Source organism: Enterobacter sp. E1 (assembly GCF_016809815.1).
Taxonomy (GTDB): Bacteria; Pseudomonadota; Gammaproteobacteria; order Enterobacterales; family Enterobacteriaceae; genus Enterobacter; species Enterobacter adelaidei.
Genome location: NZ_JAFBJM010000001.1, coordinates 1,151,691 through 1,171,177, shown reverse-complemented (window position 1 = coordinate 1,171,177; position 19,487 = coordinate 1,151,691). Strand labels below are relative to the sequence as shown.

Annotated in this window: 21 protein-coding genes; 13 read left to right on the top strand and 8 right to left on the bottom strand. The window is 54.8% G+C overall.

Annotated features, from left to right (window positions below):
- Positions 1-4 precede the first annotated feature (4 nt).
- The 7 genes from queA (at position 5) to JGF26_RS05755 (ending at position 6,669) form a co-directional block, all read left to right on the top strand.
- Positions 5-1,075: a tRNA preQ1(34) S-adenosylmethionine ribosyltransferase-isomerase QueA gene (queA, locus tag JGF26_RS05785; protein WP_028017668.1), complete on the top strand. Its 1,071-nt coding sequence runs from the start codon at positions 5-7 to the stop codon at positions 1,073-1,075.
- A gap of 53 nt (positions 1,076-1,128) precedes the next feature.
- Positions 1,129-2,256 (top strand): tRNA guanosine(34) transglycosylase Tgt, encoded by a 1,128-nt coding sequence (gene tgt, locus JGF26_RS05780; RefSeq protein ID WP_028017667.1) that lies wholly within the window; start codon positions 1,129-1,131, stop codon positions 2,254-2,256.
- A 22-nt stretch (positions 2,257-2,278) separates the two neighbouring features.
- A complete protein-coding gene (yajC, locus tag JGF26_RS05775; protein ID WP_000007630.1) occupies positions 2,279-2,611 on the top strand; it encodes a preprotein translocase subunit YajC in 333 nt (110 codons plus the stop codon).
- Between the two features lie 27 nt (positions 2,612-2,638).
- Positions 2,639-4,486, top strand: coding sequence for a protein translocase subunit SecD (gene secD / locus JGF26_RS05770; RefSeq protein WP_072032696.1), 1,848 nt, complete (start codon positions 2,639-2,641; stop codon positions 4,484-4,486).
- 10 nt (positions 4,487-4,496) lie between these two features.
- On the top strand, positions 4,497-5,468 hold the full coding sequence (secF, locus tag JGF26_RS05765) for a protein translocase subunit SecF (protein ID WP_028017665.1): 972 nt from the start codon (positions 4,497-4,499) through the stop codon (positions 5,466-5,468).
- Positions 5,469-5,608: 140 nt separating this feature from the next.
- A complete protein-coding gene (locus JGF26_RS05760; protein ID WP_108090709.1) occupies positions 5,609-5,974 on the top strand; it encodes a VOC family protein in 366 nt (121 codons plus the stop codon).
- A gap of 14 nt (positions 5,975-5,988) precedes the next feature.
- Positions 5,989-6,669 carry a YafY family protein gene (locus tag JGF26_RS05755; protein ID WP_049007503.1) on the top strand — a complete coding sequence of 227 codons (681 nt, stop codon included), beginning with the start codon at positions 5,989-5,991 and terminating at the stop codon, positions 6,667-6,669.
- A gap of 46 nt (positions 6,670-6,715) precedes the next feature.
- Here JGF26_RS05755 and JGF26_RS05750 read toward each other — a convergent pair whose 3' ends face one another.
- The gene (locus tag JGF26_RS05750) at positions 6,716-7,600 is read right to left on the bottom strand and encodes a nucleoside-specific channel-forming protein Tsx (RefSeq protein WP_028017662.1); all 885 of its coding nucleotides are present in this window, start codon (positions 7,598-7,600) and stop codon (positions 6,716-6,718) included.
- A gap of 267 nt (positions 7,601-7,867) precedes the next feature.
- Complete coding sequence (locus tag JGF26_RS05745; RefSeq protein WP_028017661.1) at positions 7,868-8,407, bottom strand: DUF3251 domain-containing protein; 540 nt, start codon at positions 8,405-8,407, stop codon at positions 7,868-7,870.
- Between the two features lie 152 nt (positions 8,408-8,559).
- On the opposite strand from JGF26_RS05745, the gene nrdR reads away from it, so the two are divergent.
- The 5 genes from nrdR (at position 8,560) to thiL (ending at position 12,165) form a co-directional block, all read left to right on the top strand.
- A complete protein-coding gene (gene nrdR / locus JGF26_RS05740) occupies positions 8,560-9,009 on the top strand; it encodes a transcriptional regulator NrdR (protein WP_008503337.1) in 450 nt (149 codons plus the stop codon).
- A 4-nt stretch (positions 9,010-9,013) separates the two neighbouring features.
- A complete protein-coding gene (ribD, locus tag JGF26_RS05735; RefSeq protein WP_134707192.1) occupies positions 9,014-10,117 on the top strand; it encodes a bifunctional diaminohydroxyphosphoribosylaminopyrimidine deaminase/5-amino-6-(5-phosphoribosylamino)uracil reductase RibD in 1,104 nt (367 codons plus the stop codon).
- A gap of 87 nt (positions 10,118-10,204) precedes the next feature.
- Positions 10,205-10,675 carry a 6,7-dimethyl-8-ribityllumazine synthase gene (gene ribE / locus JGF26_RS05730; protein WP_006176874.1) on the top strand — a complete coding sequence of 157 codons (471 nt, stop codon included), beginning with the start codon at positions 10,205-10,207 and terminating at the stop codon, positions 10,673-10,675.
- Between the two features lie 21 nt (positions 10,676-10,696).
- Entirely contained in the window at positions 10,697-11,116 is a 420-nt protein-coding gene (gene nusB / locus JGF26_RS05725) for a transcription antitermination factor NusB (protein ID WP_006809908.1), read from the top strand.
- Positions 11,117-11,193: 77 nt separating this feature from the next.
- A complete protein-coding gene (thiL, locus tag JGF26_RS05720; RefSeq protein ID WP_134707193.1) occupies positions 11,194-12,165 on the top strand; it encodes a thiamine-phosphate kinase in 972 nt (323 codons plus the stop codon).
- A gap of 46 nt (positions 12,166-12,211) precedes the next feature.
- On the opposite strand, the gene JGF26_RS05715 is transcribed toward thiL, so the two are convergent.
- The 4 genes from JGF26_RS05715 to xseB all read right to left on the bottom strand — a co-directional run bounded on the left by JGF26_RS05715 (position 12,212) and on the right by xseB (position 16,280).
- A complete protein-coding gene (locus tag JGF26_RS05715; RefSeq protein WP_134707194.1) occupies positions 12,212-13,186 on the bottom strand; it encodes an aldo/keto reductase in 975 nt (324 codons plus the stop codon).
- Positions 13,187-13,250: 64 nt separating this feature from the next.
- On the bottom strand, positions 13,251-15,113 hold the full coding sequence (gene dxs / locus JGF26_RS05710) for a 1-deoxy-D-xylulose-5-phosphate synthase (RefSeq protein WP_134707195.1): 1,863 nt from the start codon (positions 15,111-15,113) through the stop codon (positions 13,251-13,253).
- A gap of 24 nt (positions 15,114-15,137) precedes the next feature.
- Positions 15,138-16,037 carry a (2E,6E)-farnesyl diphosphate synthase gene (gene ispA / locus JGF26_RS05705; protein WP_028017656.1) on the bottom strand — a complete coding sequence of 300 codons (900 nt, stop codon included), beginning with the start codon at positions 16,035-16,037 and terminating at the stop codon, positions 15,138-15,140.
- A complete protein-coding gene (gene xseB, locus JGF26_RS05700; RefSeq protein ID WP_008503331.1) occupies positions 16,038-16,280 on the bottom strand; it encodes an exodeoxyribonuclease VII small subunit in 243 nt (80 codons plus the stop codon).
- Between the two features lie 191 nt (positions 16,281-16,471).
- On the opposite strand from xseB, the gene thiI reads away from it, so the two are divergent.
- Positions 16,472-17,920 carry a tRNA uracil 4-sulfurtransferase ThiI gene (gene thiI / locus JGF26_RS05695; protein ID WP_134707196.1) on the top strand — a complete coding sequence of 483 codons (1,449 nt, stop codon included), beginning with the start codon at positions 16,472-16,474 and terminating at the stop codon, positions 17,918-17,920.
- A gap of 93 nt (positions 17,921-18,013) precedes the next feature.
- On the opposite strand, the gene yajL is transcribed toward thiI, so the two are convergent.
- Both yajL and panE read right to left on the bottom strand, forming a co-directional pair.
- Positions 18,014-18,607: a protein deglycase YajL gene (gene yajL / locus JGF26_RS05690; RefSeq protein WP_108090702.1), complete on the bottom strand. Its 594-nt coding sequence runs from the start codon at positions 18,605-18,607 to the stop codon at positions 18,014-18,016.
- Positions 18,570-19,481 (bottom strand): 2-dehydropantoate 2-reductase, encoded by a 912-nt coding sequence (panE, locus tag JGF26_RS05685; protein ID WP_129323818.1) that lies wholly within the window; start codon positions 19,479-19,481, stop codon positions 18,570-18,572. The genes yajL and panE overlap by 38 nt, the downstream gene beginning before the upstream one ends.
- Between the last annotated feature and the right edge of the window lie 6 nt (positions 19,482-19,487).

The following is a 19,487-nucleotide window of genomic DNA, read 5'->3' as shown; positions in this document are numbered from 1 at the left end:
CGTCATGCGCGTCGCCGATTTCTCCTTTGAACTACCTGAATCCCTGATTGCTCACTATCCAATGCCTGAGCGCAGTAGCTGTCGTTTGCTGTCACTGGATGGGCCAACGGGCGATCTGACGCACGGTACTTTCACCGATTTGCTCGACAAGCTCAACCCTGGCGATCTGCTGGTCTTTAACAATACCCGCGTGATCCCGGCGCGCCTGTTCGGGCGTAAAGCCAGCGGCGGCAAGATTGAAGTGCTGGTCGAACGTATGCTCGATGATAAACGTATTCTGGCACATATTCGCGCCTCTAAAGCACCCAAGCCGGGTGCAGAACTGCTGCTCGGTGATGACGAGAGCATCAAAGCGACCATGACCGCGCGCCACGACGCGCTGTTCGAGGTGGAATTCGATGACGAGCGTACTGTGCTCGACATTCTGAATGCTATCGGCCACATGCCGTTGCCGCCGTACATTGAGCGTCCGGACGAAGAGGCCGACCGCGAGCTGTACCAGACTGTCTATAGCCAGAAACCTGGCGCAGTCGCCGCGCCGACCGCGGGTCTGCACTTTGATGAACCGCTGCTGGAAAAACTGCGAGCAAAAGGCGTTGAGATGGCGTTCGTGACGCTGCACGTTGGCGCGGGTACCTTCCAGCCGGTGCGCGTGGACAGCATCGAAGATCACATCATGCACTCCGAGTATGCCGAAGTACCGCAGGACGTGGTGGATGCTGTTCTGGCGGCGAAAGGCAGAGGGAGCCGCGTGATTGCCGTCGGCACTACCTCTGTGCGTTCGCTTGAGAGCGCCGCACAGGCCGCGAAGAACGATCTTATCGAACCGTTCTTTGGCGATACGCAGATCTTCATCTACCCAGGTTATCAGTACAAAGTCATTGATGCGCTGGTGACCAACTTCCATCTGCCTGAATCCACGCTGATTATGCTGGTGTCCGCGTTTGCGGGTTATCAGCATACGATGAATGCCTACAAGTCTGCGGTAGAACAAAAATATCGCTTTTTTAGCTACGGGGACGCGATGTTTATCACGTACAATCCGCAGGCTTTGAATGAGCGTGTCGGGGAATAAGTCCGCGGCACCGTTTTACAACGTTGGACTGTTTTTCTGACGTCGGAGAAAAAATGAAATTTGAACTCGATACCACCGATGGCCGCGCGCGTCGCGGTCGCCTGGTGTTTGATCGCGGTGTGGTGGAAACCCCCGCGTTTATGCCTGTGGGCACCTACGGCACCGTAAAAGGGATGACGCCGGAAGAAGTGGAAGCCACTGGCGCACAGATTATCCTCGGCAACACCTTCCACCTGTGGCTGCGTCCGGGTCAGGAGATCATGAAGCTCCACGGTGACCTGCACGACTTCATGCAGTGGAAAGGCCCTATCCTGACCGACTCCGGCGGTTTCCAGGTCTTCAGCCTGGGTGATATTCGCAAGATCACCGAGCAGGGCGTACACTTCCGTAACCCGATCAACGGCGATCCTATTTTCCTCGATCCAGAAAAATCGATGGAGATTCAGTACGATCTCGGTTCTGACATCGTCATGATCTTCGACGAATGTACACCGTATCCGGCCGACTGGGATTACGCTAAACGTTCTATGGAGATGTCTTTGCGTTGGGCGAAGCGTAGCCGCGACCGTTTTGACTCCCTGGAGAACAAAAATGCGCTGTTCGGCATTATTCAGGGCAGTGTTTACGAAGATTTACGTGATATCTCCGTTAAAGGTCTGGTAGAGATAGGTTTTGATGGCTACGCTGTCGGCGGTTTGGCTGTGGGTGAGCCGAAGGAAGACATGCATCGCATTCTGGAACATGTCTGCCCGCAAATCCCGGCAGATAAACCCCGTTACCTGATGGGTGTGGGTAAACCAGAGGATCTGGTTGAAGGTGTACGTCGCGGCATTGATATGTTCGACTGCGTGATGCCAACCCGTAACGCGCGTAATGGTCATCTGTTTGTTACCGATGGCGTGGTGAAAATCCGTAACGCGAAGCATAAGAGTGACACCAGTCCGCTCGATGCCGAGTGCGATTGCTATACCTGTCGCAATTATTCTCGCGCGTATCTGCATCATCTCGATCGTTGCAATGAGATTTTGGGTGCGCGTCTCAATACCATTCATAACCTTCGCTATTATCAGCGCTTAATGGCTGGTTTACGCAAGGCTATCGAAGAGGGTAAATTAGAGAGCTTCGTGACCGATTTCTACCAACGTCAGGGTCGAACCGTTCCACCTTTGAACGTTGATTAATTTTAATAATGAGGGAATTTGAATGAGCTTTTTTATTTCTGATGCGGTAGCGGCAACAGGTGCTCCGGCGCAGGGCAGCCCGATGTCTCTGATTCTGATGCTGGTTGTGTTCGGTCTGATCTTCTACTTCATGATCCTGCGCCCACAGCAAAAGCGTACCAAAGAGCACAAAAAGCTGATGGACTCCATCGCGAAAGGCGATGAAGTGCTGACCAACGGTGGTCTGGTTGGTCGCGTAACCAAAGTGGCTGAAAGCGGCTACATTGCTATCGCGCTGAACGACACCACTGAAGTGGTTATCAAACGTGACTTCGTAGCTGCCGTTCTGCCGAAAGGCACTATGAAGGCGCTGTAATCCCAACTTTTCCCAAAGGGAACTGCCGTGTTAAACCGTTATCCTTTGTGGAAGTACATCATGCTGGTCGTCGTGATTCTCGTCGGCCTGCTGTACGCGCTTCCCAACCTGTATGGTGAGGATCCGGCTGTTCAAATCACTGGCGCGCGCGGTGTCGCCGCCAGTGAGCAAACGCTGATCCAGGTCCAGAAAACGTTACAAGAAGAAAAAATTACCGCTAAGTCTGTGGCTCTGGAAGAGGGTGCAATTCTTGCTCGCTTCGACACCACCGACACGCAGCTCCGCGCCCGTGAAGCGCTGATGGGCGTGCTGGGTGATAAATATGTCGTGGCGCTTAACCTTGCTCCTGCAACCCCTCGTTGGCTGGCTGCACTGAACGCAGAGCCAATGAAACTCGGTCTTGACCTGCGTGGTGGCGTTCACTTCCTGATGGAAGTGGATATGGATACCGCGCTGGGCAAACTGCAGGAACAGAATATCGACAGCCTGCGTAGCGATCTGCGTGAAAAAGGCATCGCGTACACTACCGTACGTAAAGAAGATAACTACGGTATGAGCATCACGTTCCGCGACAGCGCGGCGCGCGATCAGGCTGTAACTTATCTGTCTCAGCGTCACCGCGATCTGGTGATCACCTCTTCAGGCAGCAACCAGCTGCGCGCGGTGATGACCGATGCGCGTCTGAGTGAAGCGCGTGAATACGCCGTTCAGCAGAACATCAACATTCTGCGTAACCGTGTAAACCAACTGGGTGTGGCTGAGCCTCTGGTACAGCGCCAGGGTGCTGACCGTATCGTGGTCGAACTGCCAGGTATCCAGGATACCGCACGTGCGAAAGAGATTCTGGGTGCGACCGCAACGCTGGAATTCCGTCTGGTTAACTCCAACGTTGATCAGTCCGCTGCCGCCGCAGGCCGTATTCCGGGTGACTCCGAAGTGAAACAGACCCGCGAAGGTCAGCCTGTTGTGCTGTACAAACGCGTGATCCTGACCGGTGACCACATCACTGACTCCACTTCCAGCCAGGACGAATACAACCAGCCGCAGGTTAACATCTCGCTGGATAGCGCGGGTGGTAACATCATGTCTAACTTCACCAAGGACAACATCGGTAAACCGATGGCGACCCTGTTCGTGGAGTACAAAGACAGCGGTAAGAAAGATGCCAATGGCCGTGCAGTGCTGGTGAAAGAGGAAGAGGTGATTAACATCGCCAATATCCAGTCTCGTCTGGGTAACAGCTTCCGCATCACAGGTATCAGCAACCCGAACGAAGCGCGTCAGCTCTCTCTGCTGCTGCGTGCCGGTGCGCTGATTGCACCAATTCAGATTGTTGAAGAACGTACCATTGGTCCTACTCTGGGTATGCAAAACATCCAGCAGGGTCTGGAAGCGTGTCTGGCCGGTCTGGTGGTCTCTATCCTGTTCATGATCTTCTTCTATAAGAAGTTTGGTCTTATTGCGACGTCCGCGCTGCTGGCTAACCTGGTGCTGATCATCGGCATCATGTCCCTGCTGCCGGGTGCGACGCTGACCATGCCGGGTATTGCGGGTATCGTTCTGACCCTTGCGGTGGCGGTCGACGCCAACGTACTGATCAACGAACGTATCAAAGAAGAGTTGAGCAACGGTCGCTCTGTGCAGCAGGCGATTGAAGAAGGCTATAAAGGCGCGTTCAGCTCCATCTTCGATGCGAACGTAACAACACTGATTAAGGTTCTTATCCTGTATGCAGTGGGTACTGGCGCGATCAAAGGCTTTGCGATTACTACCGGTATCGGTGTTGCAACGTCGATGTTTACCGCTATTGTCGGCACCCGTGCCATCGTGAACCTGCTGTACGGCGGCAAGCGCGTCAAAAAGCTGTCTATCTGAGGAGTGCGTTGTGGCACAGGAATATACTGTTGAACAATTAAACCACGGCCGTAAAGTCTGGGACTTTATGCGCTGGGACTACTGGGCCTTCGGCATTTCAGGTTTTCTGCTGATTCTGTCCATCGTTATTATGGGTGTGAAAGGCTTTAACTGGGGTCTCGATTTTACCGGCGGTACGGTAATTGAAATTTCCCTGGAAAAACCGATTGATATGGACCAGATGCGCGAATCGCTGCAGAAAGCGGGCTTTGAAGAGCCGCTGCTGCAAAACTTCGGCAGCAGCCGCGATATCATGGTGCGTATGCCTCCGGTACACGATGCCAACGGCAGCCAGGAGCTGGGCAGCAAGGTTGTTAGCGTGATTAACGAAACAACCAGCCAGAATGCGACGGTTAAGCGTATTGAGTTTGTCGGCCCAAGCGTGGGTGCAGACCTTGCCCAAACCGGTGCAATGGCGCTGATGGTGGCGCTGATCTCCATCCTGATTTACGTTGGTTTCCGCTTCGAGTGGCGACTGGCGGCAGGTGTGGTTATCGCGCTGGCGCACGACGTGGTGATCACCATGGGCGTACTGTCTTTGTTCCACATTGAGATTGACCTGACGATCGTGGCATCGCTGATGTCCGTTATCGGTTACTCACTGAACGACAGTATCGTGGTATCTGACCGTATTCGTGAAAACTTCCGTAAGATCCGTCGCGGTACGCCGTACGAAATCTTTAACGTGTCGTTGACCCAGACGCTGCACCGTACCTTGATCACATCCGGTACAACCTTGATGGTTATCCTGATGCTGTATCTCTTCGGTGGTCCGGTGCTGGAAGGCTTCTCGCTGACCATGCTTATCGGTGTGACTATCGGTACGGCGTCTTCTATTTACGTCGCATCCGCACTGGCACTGAAACTCGGCATGAAGCGCGAGCACTTGCTCCAGCAGAAAGTCGAGAAAGAAGGGGCGGATCAGCCGTCAATTCTGCCGTAAGACGTTTATCGCGTTATCGAAATCCCGGTCTGATGACCGGGATTTTTTTTATCTGCTCCTGACAAACACTCCTGACAGTATGCTGTCAGGAGCCCTGTCGTAGACTCTTTTCGAACCCAAACAAACAGTCAGGAGGATGTATGAAAAGTGTAATTAACTGGTTTGAAATCCCGGTCACGGATATGGATCGCGCGATTACTTTTTATGAGCCAGTGATGCAGGTTTCGTTAAAACGCGAGAAAATGGACTGCGCTGAGCTGGCCGTTTTCCCGCATGAGGATCCGGGTACCGGCGGAGCGCTGGCAAAATTTGAGGGCATTGTGCCGTCTCACGAAGGCGCTATTATCTACCTGCATACTGACAATCTGCCTGCCACGCTCGATCGTATCGTTACCGCAGGCGGTGAGTGTGTATTCGGCCCACTGGAATTACCTCGTGGCATTGGCACTATCGCATTGTTTACCGACAGTGAAGGTAATCGCGTCGGTCTCCATCAACCTGCCTGAGAGTTAACGAAAATATGACCCGACGCGCTGACCGTTTGTTTCAGATTGTGCAGATCCTGCGGGGCAGGCGTCTGACAACGGCAGCGCATCTGGCGGACAGGCTTGGCGTGTCTGAGCGGACGGTCTACCGCGATATCCGCGACTTGTCACTTTCCGGCGTGCCGGTGGAGGGCGAGGCGGGAAGCGGCTATCGGCTGATGTCGGGTTTTGATTTACCGCCGCTGATGCTGACAAACAAGGAGTCAGAGGCGCTGATGGTGGCGATTCGCCTGCTCAAAACCTGGGGAGGAGAATCGCTGTCGCGCGAACTGGAGTCGGCTCAGGAGAAGGTGTTAGCGATTCTGCCTGAGGAGAGTCGTCGAAAGGCGGAGCAGACGCGGATCTACGCCCCGGATTTTTGCATGCAAAGCCACTCCCGCAGCGATTTTGACATGATTCATCAGGCAATTTCCGCCCAGCGCGTGCTGGCGCTGCATTACCGTGATGAAGCCGGGCAGCTCTCACAGCGTGAGGTTCAGCCGTTGGGATTGTTCTTCTGGGGGGAGCGCTGGCTGCTGGCGGCCTGGTGTGAACGGCGCGATGACTACCGCTGTTTCCGGCTCGACAGGTGTCTTAACATTGTGCAGACGGAGCGGCGGTTTAGCGAGAGTGCAGACAGGTCTCTGGCGGATTTTTTGCGGAAGGTTAAGCAGTAAAAAGCCAGCTCGTGAGCTGGCTTTTTGTCCGGCGGCTACCACAAGATTAGAAGTTGTAACCCACGACCAGGTAACCACCCCAACCGGTAGAACGAACGCTGAAGTCACCCTTACCGAAGTTCAGGCTGGCATCGTCGTTCCACTGGCCACCGTTGTGCCAGTAACGAGCAACAACGGAGTAGTGCCAGTGATCGTAGTTCAGAGCCAGGATGTGGCTGGAAGCGATAGAGTTGCTGGTACGAGCATGCTTCCCGTTGTTGTCATAGAAGTTATCGTCACCCAGATCTGAACCCCAGTCAAAGTTAGTGAAACCGATGTAGCTCAGATTACCGCCCCACAGCTGCGTCAGCGGTACAAAGTATTTCACTTTGAAACGGTATCCATCCCACTCGTTTTCGTTGGACGCACCGTAGTTCTGCCACTGGTATTTCGCGTAAATGTTCATGGACAGGCTCATCGGCAGACCCGTGTCGATGTCGGTACCCAGACCCATATACCAGGTGCTTTGTTCCTGAGAATCGTTGCGACCCATGTCATAGATGTAGTTGTTCGCGATGTACCACTCTTTGAACGGACCGAAGCTCAGATCGGTGCCGGTCAGTTTGTCGATGGAGAAGCGCGGTTCGATTTCCATGAACAGTGGGGAACCGTTGTTCCAGATACCTTTCGCATCGGTATTACCACCGAAGAACACCGGCAGATCCACGTAACCGTAGAAATCAAACCAGTCTTTCTTGGCGAATGCTTCGTACTCCAGGTAGGTATCGTTGCGGATCTGTGGTCCGAAACGGGTGTGGTAGCTGCCGACGACGTTAACGCTCTGGTGCCACCAGTCGGAGAGATATTGTGGTTTATCGTTTTCCGCTGCGTTAACAGTGAAAGAGGAGGAAAGTGCCAGCACGGTGCCGGCTGCAAGTAATGTTTTTTTCATAATCATGCCACTGATTGAAATTCCCTTCCGGGAGTGAAAAATGCGCGAATTGCGTTTCTAAATATTTCGTGTTTCTGCGGTGCCTATTATAGGAATCCCTGCTCACAAAAATATGTGTTGTTTCACATATCTCTCACACACGTAATCGATTGCGTTCACGTTTGCGTACTTTAAACGGCCGGGATTGTAGCGACAATCATTAATGTTGCCAATCCATACGAAATGTAAATGTTAGCGGAGTGACATTGCACTCCGCTGAAGGAGGGGTTACTGCGCGGCGGGCTGGATATCGTGGATGCGGATAAAACCTAACTGATCTGGCGTGAGTCCACTCAGCTGAAGCGGGATATCAACATCGCTGGGCGCCAGTATACTCGCGGGGGCGGTGAATAGTTGGTTCTTCACATTCACTTCCTGGTAGCTTTCGGTAGTGCCCTGGATCTGGCCCCACTCGACGGTGCCAGTGAAGGCCGGAAGGGGATCGTTGGATTCACCCTGGATGCGTAATGTTGCGCGAGTACCATCTGCATTCGCCGCAACGTTCACCAGTGACATTTTCAGCGTGCCAATCTGGCTGTTGAGCCGCGCAGGCGTATTGGCACCAGGCAGCAGATACACCCCGCTGCTGGATTTTGCGTTCAGCGCGTTTTGTTGGGTGATCTTCACCGTTTCTTTATTCAGCTTATCCATTGCCGTATTGAGCGTATTGACGCTTTGTTTCATCTGGCGAACTTCGGTTTGCTGTGCACAGGCGCTAAGGGTGAAGAGGCTCCCCACCAGCAAAATCTTCAGGTAACGTCTTGTCATTGCGTTTATTTCCTTGAAATAACGGATCCTTATTATGGTAGCCAGCATCCACCTGTCAGACATAGATCCTTTGTCTCAAAAAGCTCTTCCTTTGTTGTCAGGCCAGATCAGGGTAAAATGAAAATCAGTTAACCGGATAACAGGGATACCGTATGCATTGCCCATTCTGCTCCGCTGTGGATACCAAAGTCATCGACTCTCGTCTTGTGGGCGAAGGGTCATCCGTACGCCGTCGTCGGCAATGTCTGGTGTGCAACGAGCGTTTCACGACCTTTGAGGTTGCTGAGCTGGTAATGCCGCGCGTGGTAAAAAGCAACGACGTGCGCGAGCCGTTTAACGAAGAGAAACTGCGCAGCGGAATGCTGAAGGCCCTGGAAAAACGTCCCGTCAGCGCGGATGACGTTGAAATGGCGTTAAACCACATTAAATCTTATCTTCGTGGTCTGGGTGAGCGTGAAGTGCCAAGCAAGATGATTGGCAACCTGGTGATGGAGCAGTTGAAAAAGCTCGATAAGGTCGCCTATATCCGCTTCGCTTCGGTCTACCGCAGTTTCGAAGATATCAAAGAGTTTGGCGAAGAGATCGCCCGCTTACAGGATTAAGCTCATGCAGGATGAGATTTACATGGCGCGAGCCATGAAGCTGGCGCAGCGCGGGCGTTTTACCACCCATCCCAACCCGAATGTCGGGTGCGTTATCGTCAAAGATGGCGAGATTGTGGGCGAAGGTTTTCACTATCGCGCGGGCGAGCCGCATGCTGAGGTGTACGCGTTGCGCATGGCCGGTGAGAAGGCGTGCGGTGCTACGGCCTACGTTACGCTGGAGCCCTGCAGCCATCACGGCCGTACGCCACCGTGCTGTGAAGCACTGATTGCGGCGGGTGTTTCACGCGTCGTCGCGTCAATGCAGGACCCGAACCCGCAGGTCGCCGGCCGCGGTTTGTATCGTCTGCAGCAGGAAGGGATTGACGTCAGCCATGGGCTGATGATGCAAGACGCGGAAGCGATCAATAAAGGCTTCCTCAAGCGCATGCGCACCGGGTTCCCGTATATCCAACTTAAGCTGGGCGCCTCTCTGGACGGTCGCACGGCAATGGCGAACGGTGAGAGCCAGTGGATCACCTCGCCGCAGGCAAGGCGCGATGTGCAACGTCTGCGTGCGCAAAGCCATGCTATCCTCACCAGCAGTGAAACCGTTCTGGCTGACGATCCCGCCATGACCGTGCGCTGGAACGAACTGAATGCCGATACCCAGGCGCTTTACCCGCAGGAGAACCTGCGTCAGCCGCTGCGTATTGTCATAGATAGCCAGAACCGCGTCACACCTGAACACCGCATTGTGCAGCAGCCCGGTGAAACCTGGATTGCGCGCACTAAAGAAGATTCACGTGACTGGCCGGAAGGCGTGCGCAGCATCATGGTGCCGGAGCATAACGGGCATCTGGATCTCGTGGTGTTAATGATGTTACTTGGCAAACAACAGGTAAACAGCATCTGGGTAGAAGCGGGGCCAACGCTCGCCGGTGCGCTCTTACAGGCCGGGCTGGTGGATGAGCTGATTGTTTACGTTGCGCCTAAACTGTTGGGTAGCGACGCGCGTGGCCTGTTTGTGCTGCCCGGCCTTGAAAAACTGGCCGATGCACCACAACTCAAATTTAGCGAGATTCGTCCGGTGGGTCCGGATGTCTGCCTCCATTTAACGACAGCGTAATTGCTCCTGAAATAGGGAAGCAGTACGCAAAGTATTATGATAAAATCCGCCCCCCTGCGGGGCCAAATGAACCCGTAAAGGAAGAGTATGAACATTATTGAAGCTGCTGTAGCTACCCCGGACGCTCGCGTCGCCATCACCATTGCGCGTTTCAACAACTTCATCAACGACAGCCTGCTGGAAGGTGCCATTGACGCCCTGAAACGTATCGGCCAGGTTAAAGATGACAACATTACCGTTGTTTGGGTTCCAGGTGCTTACGAACTGCCACTGGCAGCAGGCGCGCTGGCAAAAACCGGTAAATACGACGCGGTGATTGCTCTGGGTACCGTTATTCGTGGCGGCACTGCGCACTTCGAATACGTTGCGGGCGGTGCAAGCAATGGTCTGGCTCACGTTGCGCAGGATGCTGAAATTCCTGTCGCGTTCGGCGTGCTGACCACCGAAAGTATTGAACAAGCCATCGAACGTGCTGGCACTAAAGCCGGTAACAAAGGCGCAGAAGCTGCACTGACCGCGCTTGAAATGATCAATGTATTGAAAGCCATCAAGGCCTGATTTTTTTGTAAGGGGAATTCCGTGAAACCTGCTGCTCGTCGCCGCGCCCGTGAATGTGCCGTCCAGGCACTTTACTCCTGGCAGTTGTCCCAGAACGACATCGCTGATGTTGAATACCAGTTCCTGTCAGAACAGGACGTAAAAGACGTCGATGTTCTGTACTTCCGTGAACTGCTGTCGGGAGTGGCGACTAATAGCGCGTATCTCGATGGTCTGATGAAGCCCTACCTGTCCCGTCTGCTCGAAGAGCTGGGTCAGGTTGAAAAAGCAGTGTTGCGCATTGCGCTGTTTGAGCTGTCTAAACGTGATGATGTGCCGTATAAAGTGGCCATCAACGAAGCGATCGAACTGGCGAAAACCTTCGGCGCTGAAGACAGCCACAAGTTTGTAAACGGCGTACTTGATAAAGCAGCACCTGCGATCCGTCCCCACAAAAAGTGATCCGCAAACCGGAGTTCTGCATTGCCTGATGGGCAGTGCGGCTCCGGTTTTTTCTTTTATTTGCTGAGGCATAACGTATGGCATGCGGCGAATTCTCCCTGATTGCCCGTTATTTCGACCGTGTCAGAACTTCTCGTCTTGATGTTGAAACCGGCATTGGCGATGACTGCGCACTTCTCAATATTCCCGAAAAACAGACGCTGGCAATCAGCACCGACACCTTAGTGTGCGGACGTCATTTTTTACCGGATATCGATCCTGCCGATCTGGCGTATAAAGCGCTGGCCGTCAACGTGAGCGATCTGGCGGCAATGGGCGCCGATCCCGCGTGGCTGACGCTGGCTCTGACGCTGCCAGAGGTAGATGAAGCCTGGCTTGAAGCCTTTAGCGATGCGTTGTTTGAGCAGCTCAACTATTACGATATGCAGTTGATTGGCGGTGATACCACTGCCGGGCCGCTGTCGATGACGCTGGCAATCCACGGCTATGTGCCGCTCGGTCGCGCGCTGAAACGATCGGGTGCAAAACCCGGTGACTGGATCTACGTGACCGGTACGCCAGGAGACAGTGCCGCAGGGCTGGCGATCCTCCAGGACCGCTTAACCGTGAAGGATGCTGACGACGCGGCATATCTGGTGAAACGCCATTTGCGGCCAACACCGCGTATTCTGCACGGCCAGGCGCTGCGCGAGCGGGCAAGTTCGGCTATCGATCTCTCTGACGGGCTGATCTCAGATCTCGGTCATATTCTGAAGGCCAGCGGCGTGGGTGCGCGTGTTGACCTGGATCTCTTCCCGCTGTCAGAGCCACTGCTTCGCCATGTGGATCCTGAGCAGGCGCTGCGCTGGGCGCTCTCCGGTGGAGAAGATTACGAGCTGTGCTTCACGGTGCCTGAGCTCAACCGTGGAACGCTGGACGTGGCGTTAGCGCATCTCGGCGCGAAATTTACCTGCATCGGGCAGATCATGCCGGAGAGCGAAGGGCTGAAGTTTGTGAGAGACGGTACGCCCATTACGCTGGACTGGAAAGGATACGATCACTTCGCGTAAGTTTGCTTTTTTCCCTCTCCCTCAGGGAGAGGGTCAGGGTGAGGGCTTACTTAAACCCCACCACCGGATGCTGTTGATATGGCGTCTCCAGCTCGGCAATCTGCTCCGGCGTCAGCGTGATGTCCACCGCATTCAGCAGTTCATCAAGCTGTTCTTCCCGCGATGTTCCAATAATCGGTGCCGCAACCCCGCGTTTACCCAGCAGCCACGCCAGCGCCACCTGGGCCCGGGTTGCACCGGTTTCGTCAGCAATCCCGGCTAAACGTTCTGCAATCAACGCATCGCTGGCCTCTGTTCCTTCATACAGATTTTTTCCCACTTCATCCGATACCAGGCGGGCCGTGGATTCCCCCCACGGACGGGTCAGACGACCGCGCGCCAGCGGGCTCCACGGGATCACCGCCACGCCCTCCTGATGGCACAGCGGCAGCATCTCACGTTCTTCTTCGCGATAGATCAGATTGTAGTGATCCTGCATGGTGACGAAGCGCGCCCAGCCATGCAGTGCCTGGAGATCGAGCGCCTGTGCAAACTGCGATGCGTGCATTGATGAGGCGCCGATGTAGCGTGCTTTACCCGCTTTCACCACGTCGTTGAGCGCTTCAAGCGTCTCCTCGATCGGCGTGTTGTAATCCCAGCGGTGAATTTGCAGCAGATCGACATAATCCATGTTCAGGCGTCTGAGACTGTCATCAATAGAACGCAGGATCTGCGTGCGAGAAAGGCCCTGAGCCAGATCGCCAACCGGATAATACACCTTGGTGGCGACCACAATTTCTTCCCGACGGGCAAAATCGCGCAGGGCACGGCCGACAATCTCCTCGCTGCTGCCGTCGGAGTAGCTGTTGGCGGTGTCAAAGAAGTTAATGCCCCCTTCGATGGCGCGTTTGATGATAGGGCGGCTACTCTCTTCCGGCAGCGTCCAGGCATGATTACCCCGGTCAGGCTCGCCAAAGGTCATGCACCCCAGGCAAAGTCGGGAAACCTTAAGGTCTGTTTTTCCTAATGTTGTGTATTGCATGGTTCCACTCCTGCTGTTTTAAACAATACGTTTAAGCATAGCAGGAGCAGAACAGGGGGAGGGATCAGCCCAGCCAGGAGCGGATTTTTGCTTCGATACCTGCGGCATCCAGGCCAATCGCCGTGCGGGCTTCGTCCTGAGTACCTTGCGGAATGAAGTGATCCGGCAGACCGAGGTTCAGCACCGGAACGGCTTTACGATTCGCCATCAGCACCTCGTTCACGCCGCTGCCCGCGCCGCCCATGATGGCATTTTCTTCCAGCGTCACCAGCACGTCATGGGTTTCTGCCATGTTCAGGATCAGGGATTCATCGAGCGGTTTCACAAAGCGCATATCCACCAGAGTGGCATTCAGCGTTTCAGCCACTTTCGCTGCCTCTGGCATCAATGTGCCGAAGTTCAGGATCGCCACTTTCTCACCGCGACGCTTCACCAGACCTTTACCTATCGCCAGCTTCTCCAGCGGTTGCAGCTCAACGCCTACCGCATTACCGCGCGGGTAGCGAACCGCGCTTGGGCCGTCCTGATAGTGGTAGCCGGTAAACAGCATCTGACGACATTCGTTCTCGTCAGATGGCGTCATGATGACCATTTCCGGGATACAGCGCAGGAACGACAGGTCAAAAGCCCCCTGGTGTGTCTGTCCGTCCGCACCGACGATGCCCGCACGATCGATAGCAAACAGCACAGGCAGCTTCTGAATGGCAACGTCATGGATCACCTGATCGTAAGCGCGCTGCAGGAAGGTGGAGTAGATCGCGACAACCGGTTTGTAGCCGCCAATCGCCAGGCCCGCTGCAAACGTCACCGCGTGCTGCTCGGCAATGGCAACGTCAAAATACTGGTCAGGGTATTTTCTGGAGAACTCCACCATGCCGGAGCCTTCACGCATGGCCGGGGTGATCGCCATCAGCTTGTTGTCTTTTGCCGCGGTTTCGCACAGCCAGTCGCCGAAGATTTTTGAATAGCTCGGCATGCCGCCGCTGCTTTTTGGCAGACAGCCGCTGGACGGGTCGAATTTCGGTACCGCGTGGAAGGTGATCGGATCTTTTTCCGCTGGCTCGTAGCCACGCCCTTTTTTGGTCATGATGTGCAGGAACTGCGGGCCTTTAAGATCCCGCATGTTCTTGAGCGTTGACACCAGCCCCAGCACGTCGTGTCCGTCAACCGGGCCAATATAGTTAAAGCCCAGCTCTTCAAACAGGGTACCCGGTACAACCATGCCTTTGATGTGTTCTTCGGTACGCTTGAGCAGTTCTTTGATCGGCGGTACGCCGGAGAAGACTTTTTTCCCGCCTTCACGCAGCGAGGAGTAAAGCTTACCCGAGAGCAACTGCGCCAGATGGTTGTTCAGCGCGCCGACGTTCTCAGAAATCGACATTTCGTTATCGTTAAGAATAACCAGCATGTCTGGCTTGATATCACCCGCGTGGTTCATGGCCTCAAAGGCCATACCGGCAGTGATGGCCCCGTCGCCAATTACGCAGACGGTGCGGCGCTGCTTGTTCTCTTTTTCGGCAGCGACGGCAATCCCGATACCCGCGGAAATTGAAGTGGAGGAGTGGCCGACGCTCAGCACGTCATACTCGCTTTCACCGCGCCACGGGAACGGATGCAGGCCGCCTTTCTGACGAATGGTGCCAATTTTATCGCGACGCCCGGTCAGAATTTTGTGCGGATAGGCCTGGTGACCCACGTCCCAGATGAGCTGATCGAACGGCGTGTTATAGACATAGTGTAGCGCCACGGTCAGCTCAACCGTGCCAAGCCCGGAGGCGAAATGGCCGCTGGAGCGGCTTACGCTGTCGAGCAGGTAACGACGCAGCTCGTCGCACAGCTTCGGCAGGCTCTCTTTCGGCAACAGACGTAACTCCTGGGTGGAGTCAACTAACGCCAGTGTCGGGTATTTGGCAATATCAAAACTCATCAAAGGCTCATCGAGATAGTGTGTTTATTTATCACGCTGGATTATATAGTCCGCTAGCGCTTCCAGTGCCGAAGTATCCAGTGATTGCGCGGCCAGTTGATTCAGCGACTGGCGGGCATCCTCTATCAGATCCCGGGCTTTACGTTGGGCTTGCTCAAGACCCAGCAGGGCGGGGTAGGTACTTTTGCCAAGCTGCTGGTCCGCACCCTGACGTTTACCCAATGTTGCAGTATCGCCCACCACATCCAGAATGTCATCCTGAACCTGGAATGCCAGACCGATACTTTCTGCGTATCTGTCCAGAATCGGCAGGGCTTTGCGCCCTTGCTCACCCGCGCTCAGCGCGCCCAGGCGAACGGCGGAACGAATCAATGCCCCGGTTTTATGGCGATGAATACGCTCCAGCTGTTCCAGATTAACCTGACGTCCTTCGGCGTCCAGATCCAGTGCCTGCCCCCCGCACATACCGGCCACGCCGCTGGCCATGGCCAGTTCGGAGATCATTGCCAGGCGGTCGCGATCGGCCACTTCAGCCATCGGTGCATCGCTCAGAATCGAAAATGCCAGCGTTTGCAGGGCATCTCCCGCCAGAATGGCATTTGCTTCGCCAAACTTGATATGGCAGGTAGGCTGACCCCGACGTAAGTCGTCATCGTCCATTGCCGGTAAATCATCGTGGATCAGTGAGTAGGCATGGATACACTCAACGGCAGCTGCCGGGGCGTCCAGCGTGTTTTCGCTGATACCAAACATATTGCCTGTAGCATAGACCAGGAATGGGCGCAGGCGCTTTCCTCCCAAGAGTGCGCCATAGTGCATGGCTTCAACCAGTGGAGTGTTCTGAAAAGGCTGTGGCTCGATAAAACGGCGCAGCGCATCGTTGGCACGCGCGACGCATGCCTGAAGCTCGTTGGCAAAATCCATTTACTCGGCGTCCGGTGTAAAAGGCGTGGTTTTAGCATCTTCGCTATCGGACAGCAGGATCTGCACACGCTGTTCGGCCTGCTGCAGTTTGACCTGCCCCTGACGTGCCAGTTGCACGCCACGCTCGAATTCGTTGAGTGCCTCTTCCAGCGGGAGATCGCCGCTCTCAAGACGGGTAACGATTTGCTCCAGTTCACTCAGCGCAGTTTCGAAACTGGCCGGTGCGTCGTTCTTCTTCGGCATAGTGAATTGACTCTTATATTCTCAGCCCCGACATGGTAACGGACTCAGGGCAATTATCAAATAACGCGCAATGTGCACAGGAGCGGCGCGATGGTGGTATACTTGCGCGCCTGGAAGCAGCCTTCGGTTATAGGGGCTGCTGTATTTTTCCATTACAAGCCTTATAAGCTTGCCTAAGAAACATTGCCGCCATGAAGTTTATCATTAAATTGTTCCCTGAAATCACCATCAAAAGCCAATCTGTGCGTTTGCGCTTTATTAAAATTCTCACCGGGAACATTCGTAACGTATTAAAGCACTACGACGAAACCCTCGCCGTGGTGCGCCACTGGGACCACGTTGAAGTCCGCGCGAAAGACGAAAACAAGCGTCAGGATATCCGCGACGCGCTGACCCGTATTCCGGGCATCCACCATATTCTGGAAGTGGAAGATGTTCCTTTCACCTCTCTGCATGACATCTTCGAAAAAGCGCTGGTGCAGTACCGCGACCAGATCGAAGGCAAAACCTTTTGCGTGCGCGTGAAGCGTCGCGGCAAGCACGAATTCAGCTCCATTGAAGTGGAACGTTACGTTGGCGGCGGTCTGAATCAGCACGTCGAGTCTGCGCGCGTGCGTCTGACCAACCCGGACGTAACCGTTAACCTGGAGATCGAAAACGATCGTCTGCTGCTGGTGAAAGGTCGTTACGAAGGTATCGGCGGTTTCCCAATTGGTACTCAGGAAGATGTGCTGTCTCTGATCTCGGGTGGCTTCGATTCCGGCGTCTCCAGCTATATGCTGATGCGTCGCGGCTGCCGCGTGCACTACTGCTTCTTCAACCTGGGCGGCGCGGCGCATGAAATCGGCGTTCGTCAGGTTGCGCATTATCTGTGGAACCGCTTTGGCAGCTCTCACCGGGTGCGTTTCGTCGCGATTAACTTCGAACCTGTGGTCGGCGAAATCCTTGAGAAAGTCGACGACGGTCAGATGGGCGTGGTGCTGAAGCGTATGATGGTGCGTGCAGCATCCAAAGTGGCTGAGCGCTACGGCGTGCAGGCGCTGGTTACCGGTGAGGCGCTTGGCCAGGTCTCCAGCCAGACGCTGACCAACTTGCGTCTGATCGACAACGTGTCAGATACGCTGATCCTGCGTCCGCTGATTTCCCACGATAAAGAGCACATCATCGATCTGGCGCGCGAAATCGGTACTGAAGATTTTGCCCGTACCATGCCGGAATACTGCGGCGTGATCTCAAAAAGCCCAACGGTGAAAGCGGTTAAGGCGAAGATCGAAGCGGAAGAAGAGAACTTCGATTTTAGCATCCTGGAAAAAGTGGTGGCGGAAGCGTCCAACATTGATATCCGCGAGATTGCCCAGCAGACCGAACAGGAAGTCGTAGAAGTTGAAACCGTGAGCGGTTTCGGCGCTAACGATGCAATTCTGGATATTCGCTCCATTGATGAGCAGGATGACAAGCCGCTGCAGGTTGAAGGCGTCGAAGTGGTGTCTCTGCCGTTCTACAAGCTGAGCACCAAATTTGGCGACCTCGACCAGAGCAAAACCTACCTGCTGTGGTGTGAGCGTGGGGTGATGAGCCGTCTGCAGGCGCTGTATCTGCTCGAGCAGGGCTTTGGGAATGTGAAGGTGTATCGCCCGTAGTTTCTCGCCCGGTGGCGCTTCGCTTACCGGGCCTACGGTACCGTGCATTTGTAGGCCGGGTAAGGCGTAGCCGCCACCCGGCTTTTTTATGCACTACTCTTCATAGTAGTTATAAATCCCCGCCGGTATCACCAGCGATGACGCTACTTCGTACGCCTTCTCACGCCCGACCAGCAGGTCAATAATCTTTAAGCCAAAATCAATTGCGGTACCGGGCCCCTGGCTGGTCAGCAGGTTGACGCGCGGGTCCCAGACGACGCGTTTATCCACCCAGTGCTCTTCCGGGATCGTATCCTTAAGCCCCGGGAAGCCGGTCATATTGCCGATGGGGAAAATATCGTGCGGAATCAGAACCGTTCCGGCGGCGGCGCAGATGGCCGCGACGATGCGACCGGATAAATGAAACTGGCGCACGGTTTCGACCAGCAGCGGGCTGTCGCGAAAACACTCTGCGCCCTTCAGGCCACCAGGCAGGACGATGATGTCGTATTCCCCATCGGCCACCTGCACCAGCGGGGCATCCGCGAGGATTTTTACCCCGCGTGAGCAGGTGATTGCCAGATTACCGTCGCTGGCGACGCTGGCGGTTGTCACCTTAATACCGCCGCGCACCATCAAATCAATGGTGGTGACCGCTTCTGTCTCTTCGCTACCAGGAGCGAGGCAGACCAGTGCCGACGCGCTCATATTCACTCTCCTTACGTTTAACCAGGTCATACAGACGGGCGTTTTCCGGCACCGCAATACCGTGTGCGCGGGCGCGTTTTAGCAGATAGCCGGTAATGTAGTCGATTTCAGTGTGGCGTAATGCCCGAACATCCTGCAACATCGAGGAGATATTTTCTGCAGTACTATCAATAACCTGTTCGACATAATAGCGTAAATCCTCTGCCGAGGTATGCAAGCCTTCCCTCTCAATGACCTCCGCGACTTCCGCACATAAGACGGCGACGTCTTGCGGATGGTTTTTTAGCTCGCCGTTAGGGCAATCCCACAGCGCCGTGAGCGGGTTAATCACGCAGTTTACGGCCAGCTTGCGCCACAGCTGAGGACGGATATTGTTATGCCAGGCCACGTCTGGCAATACCTTCTGCAGTACGTCTGCCAGATAACTGAAGTCGCCATCCTGTGCCCTGGCAGGGCCGATATGCGTCACCCCACTGGCGACATGTACGATGATATTGCCGTCGCGACGTGCAGCGTGCGTGGTCGTCGCCATCAGCAGCGGCTGCGGGATGCTTTTGAGCTCATCAAGCGTCCCCATGCCGTTATGCAGCAGCAGAACAGGGGATGTGGGGGGGAGCTGAGCGGCCAGTGCTTTTACGGCGTCTGAAACCTGCCATGCCTTGAGCGTCACCAGTAAAAGGTCACTTTGCGCCAGGAAGTCAGGATCGTTCGCAGTAAGAGATTCGTTAAAGATGCTTCCGTCTTCACTAATCAGGTTTACACTGCAATAGGGCTGGGGCACGCGCAGCCAGCCCTGAACCTCATGTCCGTGCTTGCACAGCGCGGTCAGCCACAGCTGACCAAGCGCTCCGCATCCGAGCACTGTAATTTTCATTGTTCC

Bases quoted from the DNA above. Each gene is read 5' to 3' on its own strand.
- queA (WP_028017668.1), top strand. From the start codon at position 5: ATGCGCGTCGCCGATTTCTCCTTTGAACTACCTGAATCCCTGATTGCT.
- tgt (WP_028017667.1), top strand. From the start codon at position 1,129: ATGAAATTTGAACTCGATACCACCGATGGCCGCGCGCGTCGCGGTCGC.
- yajC (WP_000007630.1), top strand. From the start codon at position 2,279: ATGAGCTTTTTTATTTCTGATGCGGTAGCGGCAACAGGTGCTCCGGCG.
- JGF26_RS05760 (WP_108090709.1), top strand. From the start codon at position 5,609: ATGAAAAGTGTAATTAACTGGTTTGAAATCCCGGTCACGGATATGGAT.
- JGF26_RS05755 (WP_049007503.1), top strand. From the start codon at position 5,989: ATGACCCGACGCGCTGACCGTTTGTTTCAGATTGTGCAGATCCTGCGG.
- JGF26_RS05750 (WP_028017662.1), bottom strand. From the start codon at position 7,600: ATGAAAAAAACATTACTTGCAGCCGGCACCGTGCTGGCACTTTCCTCC.
- JGF26_RS05745 (WP_028017661.1), bottom strand. From the start codon at position 8,407: ATGACAAGACGTTACCTGAAGATTTTGCTGGTGGGGAGCCTCTTCACC.
- nrdR (WP_008503337.1), top strand. From the start codon at position 8,560: ATGCATTGCCCATTCTGCTCCGCTGTGGATACCAAAGTCATCGACTCT.
- ribD (WP_134707192.1), top strand. From the start codon at position 9,014: ATGCAGGATGAGATTTACATGGCGCGAGCCATGAAGCTGGCGCAGCGC.
- ribE (WP_006176874.1), top strand. From the start codon at position 10,205: ATGAACATTATTGAAGCTGCTGTAGCTACCCCGGACGCTCGCGTCGCC.
- thiL (WP_134707193.1), top strand. From the start codon at position 11,194: ATGGCATGCGGCGAATTCTCCCTGATTGCCCGTTATTTCGACCGTGTC.
- JGF26_RS05715 (WP_134707194.1), bottom strand. From the start codon at position 13,186: ATGCAATACACAACATTAGGAAAAACAGACCTTAAGGTTTCCCGACTT.
- dxs (WP_134707195.1), bottom strand. From the start codon at position 15,113: ATGAGTTTTGATATTGCCAAATACCCGACACTGGCGTTAGTTGACTCC.
- ispA (WP_028017656.1), bottom strand. From the start codon at position 16,037: ATGGATTTTGCCAACGAGCTTCAGGCATGCGTCGCGCGTGCCAACGAT.
- xseB (WP_008503331.1), bottom strand. From the start codon at position 16,280: ATGCCGAAGAAGAACGACGCACCGGCCAGTTTCGAAACTGCGCTGAGT.
- thiI (WP_134707196.1), top strand. From the start codon at position 16,472: ATGAAGTTTATCATTAAATTGTTCCCTGAAATCACCATCAAAAGCCAA.
- yajL (WP_108090702.1), bottom strand. From the start codon at position 18,607: ATGAGCGCGTCGGCACTGGTCTGCCTCGCTCCTGGTAGCGAAGAGACA.
- panE (WP_129323818.1), bottom strand. From the start codon at position 19,481: ATGAAAATTACAGTGCTCGGATGCGGAGCGCTTGGTCAGCTGTGGCTG.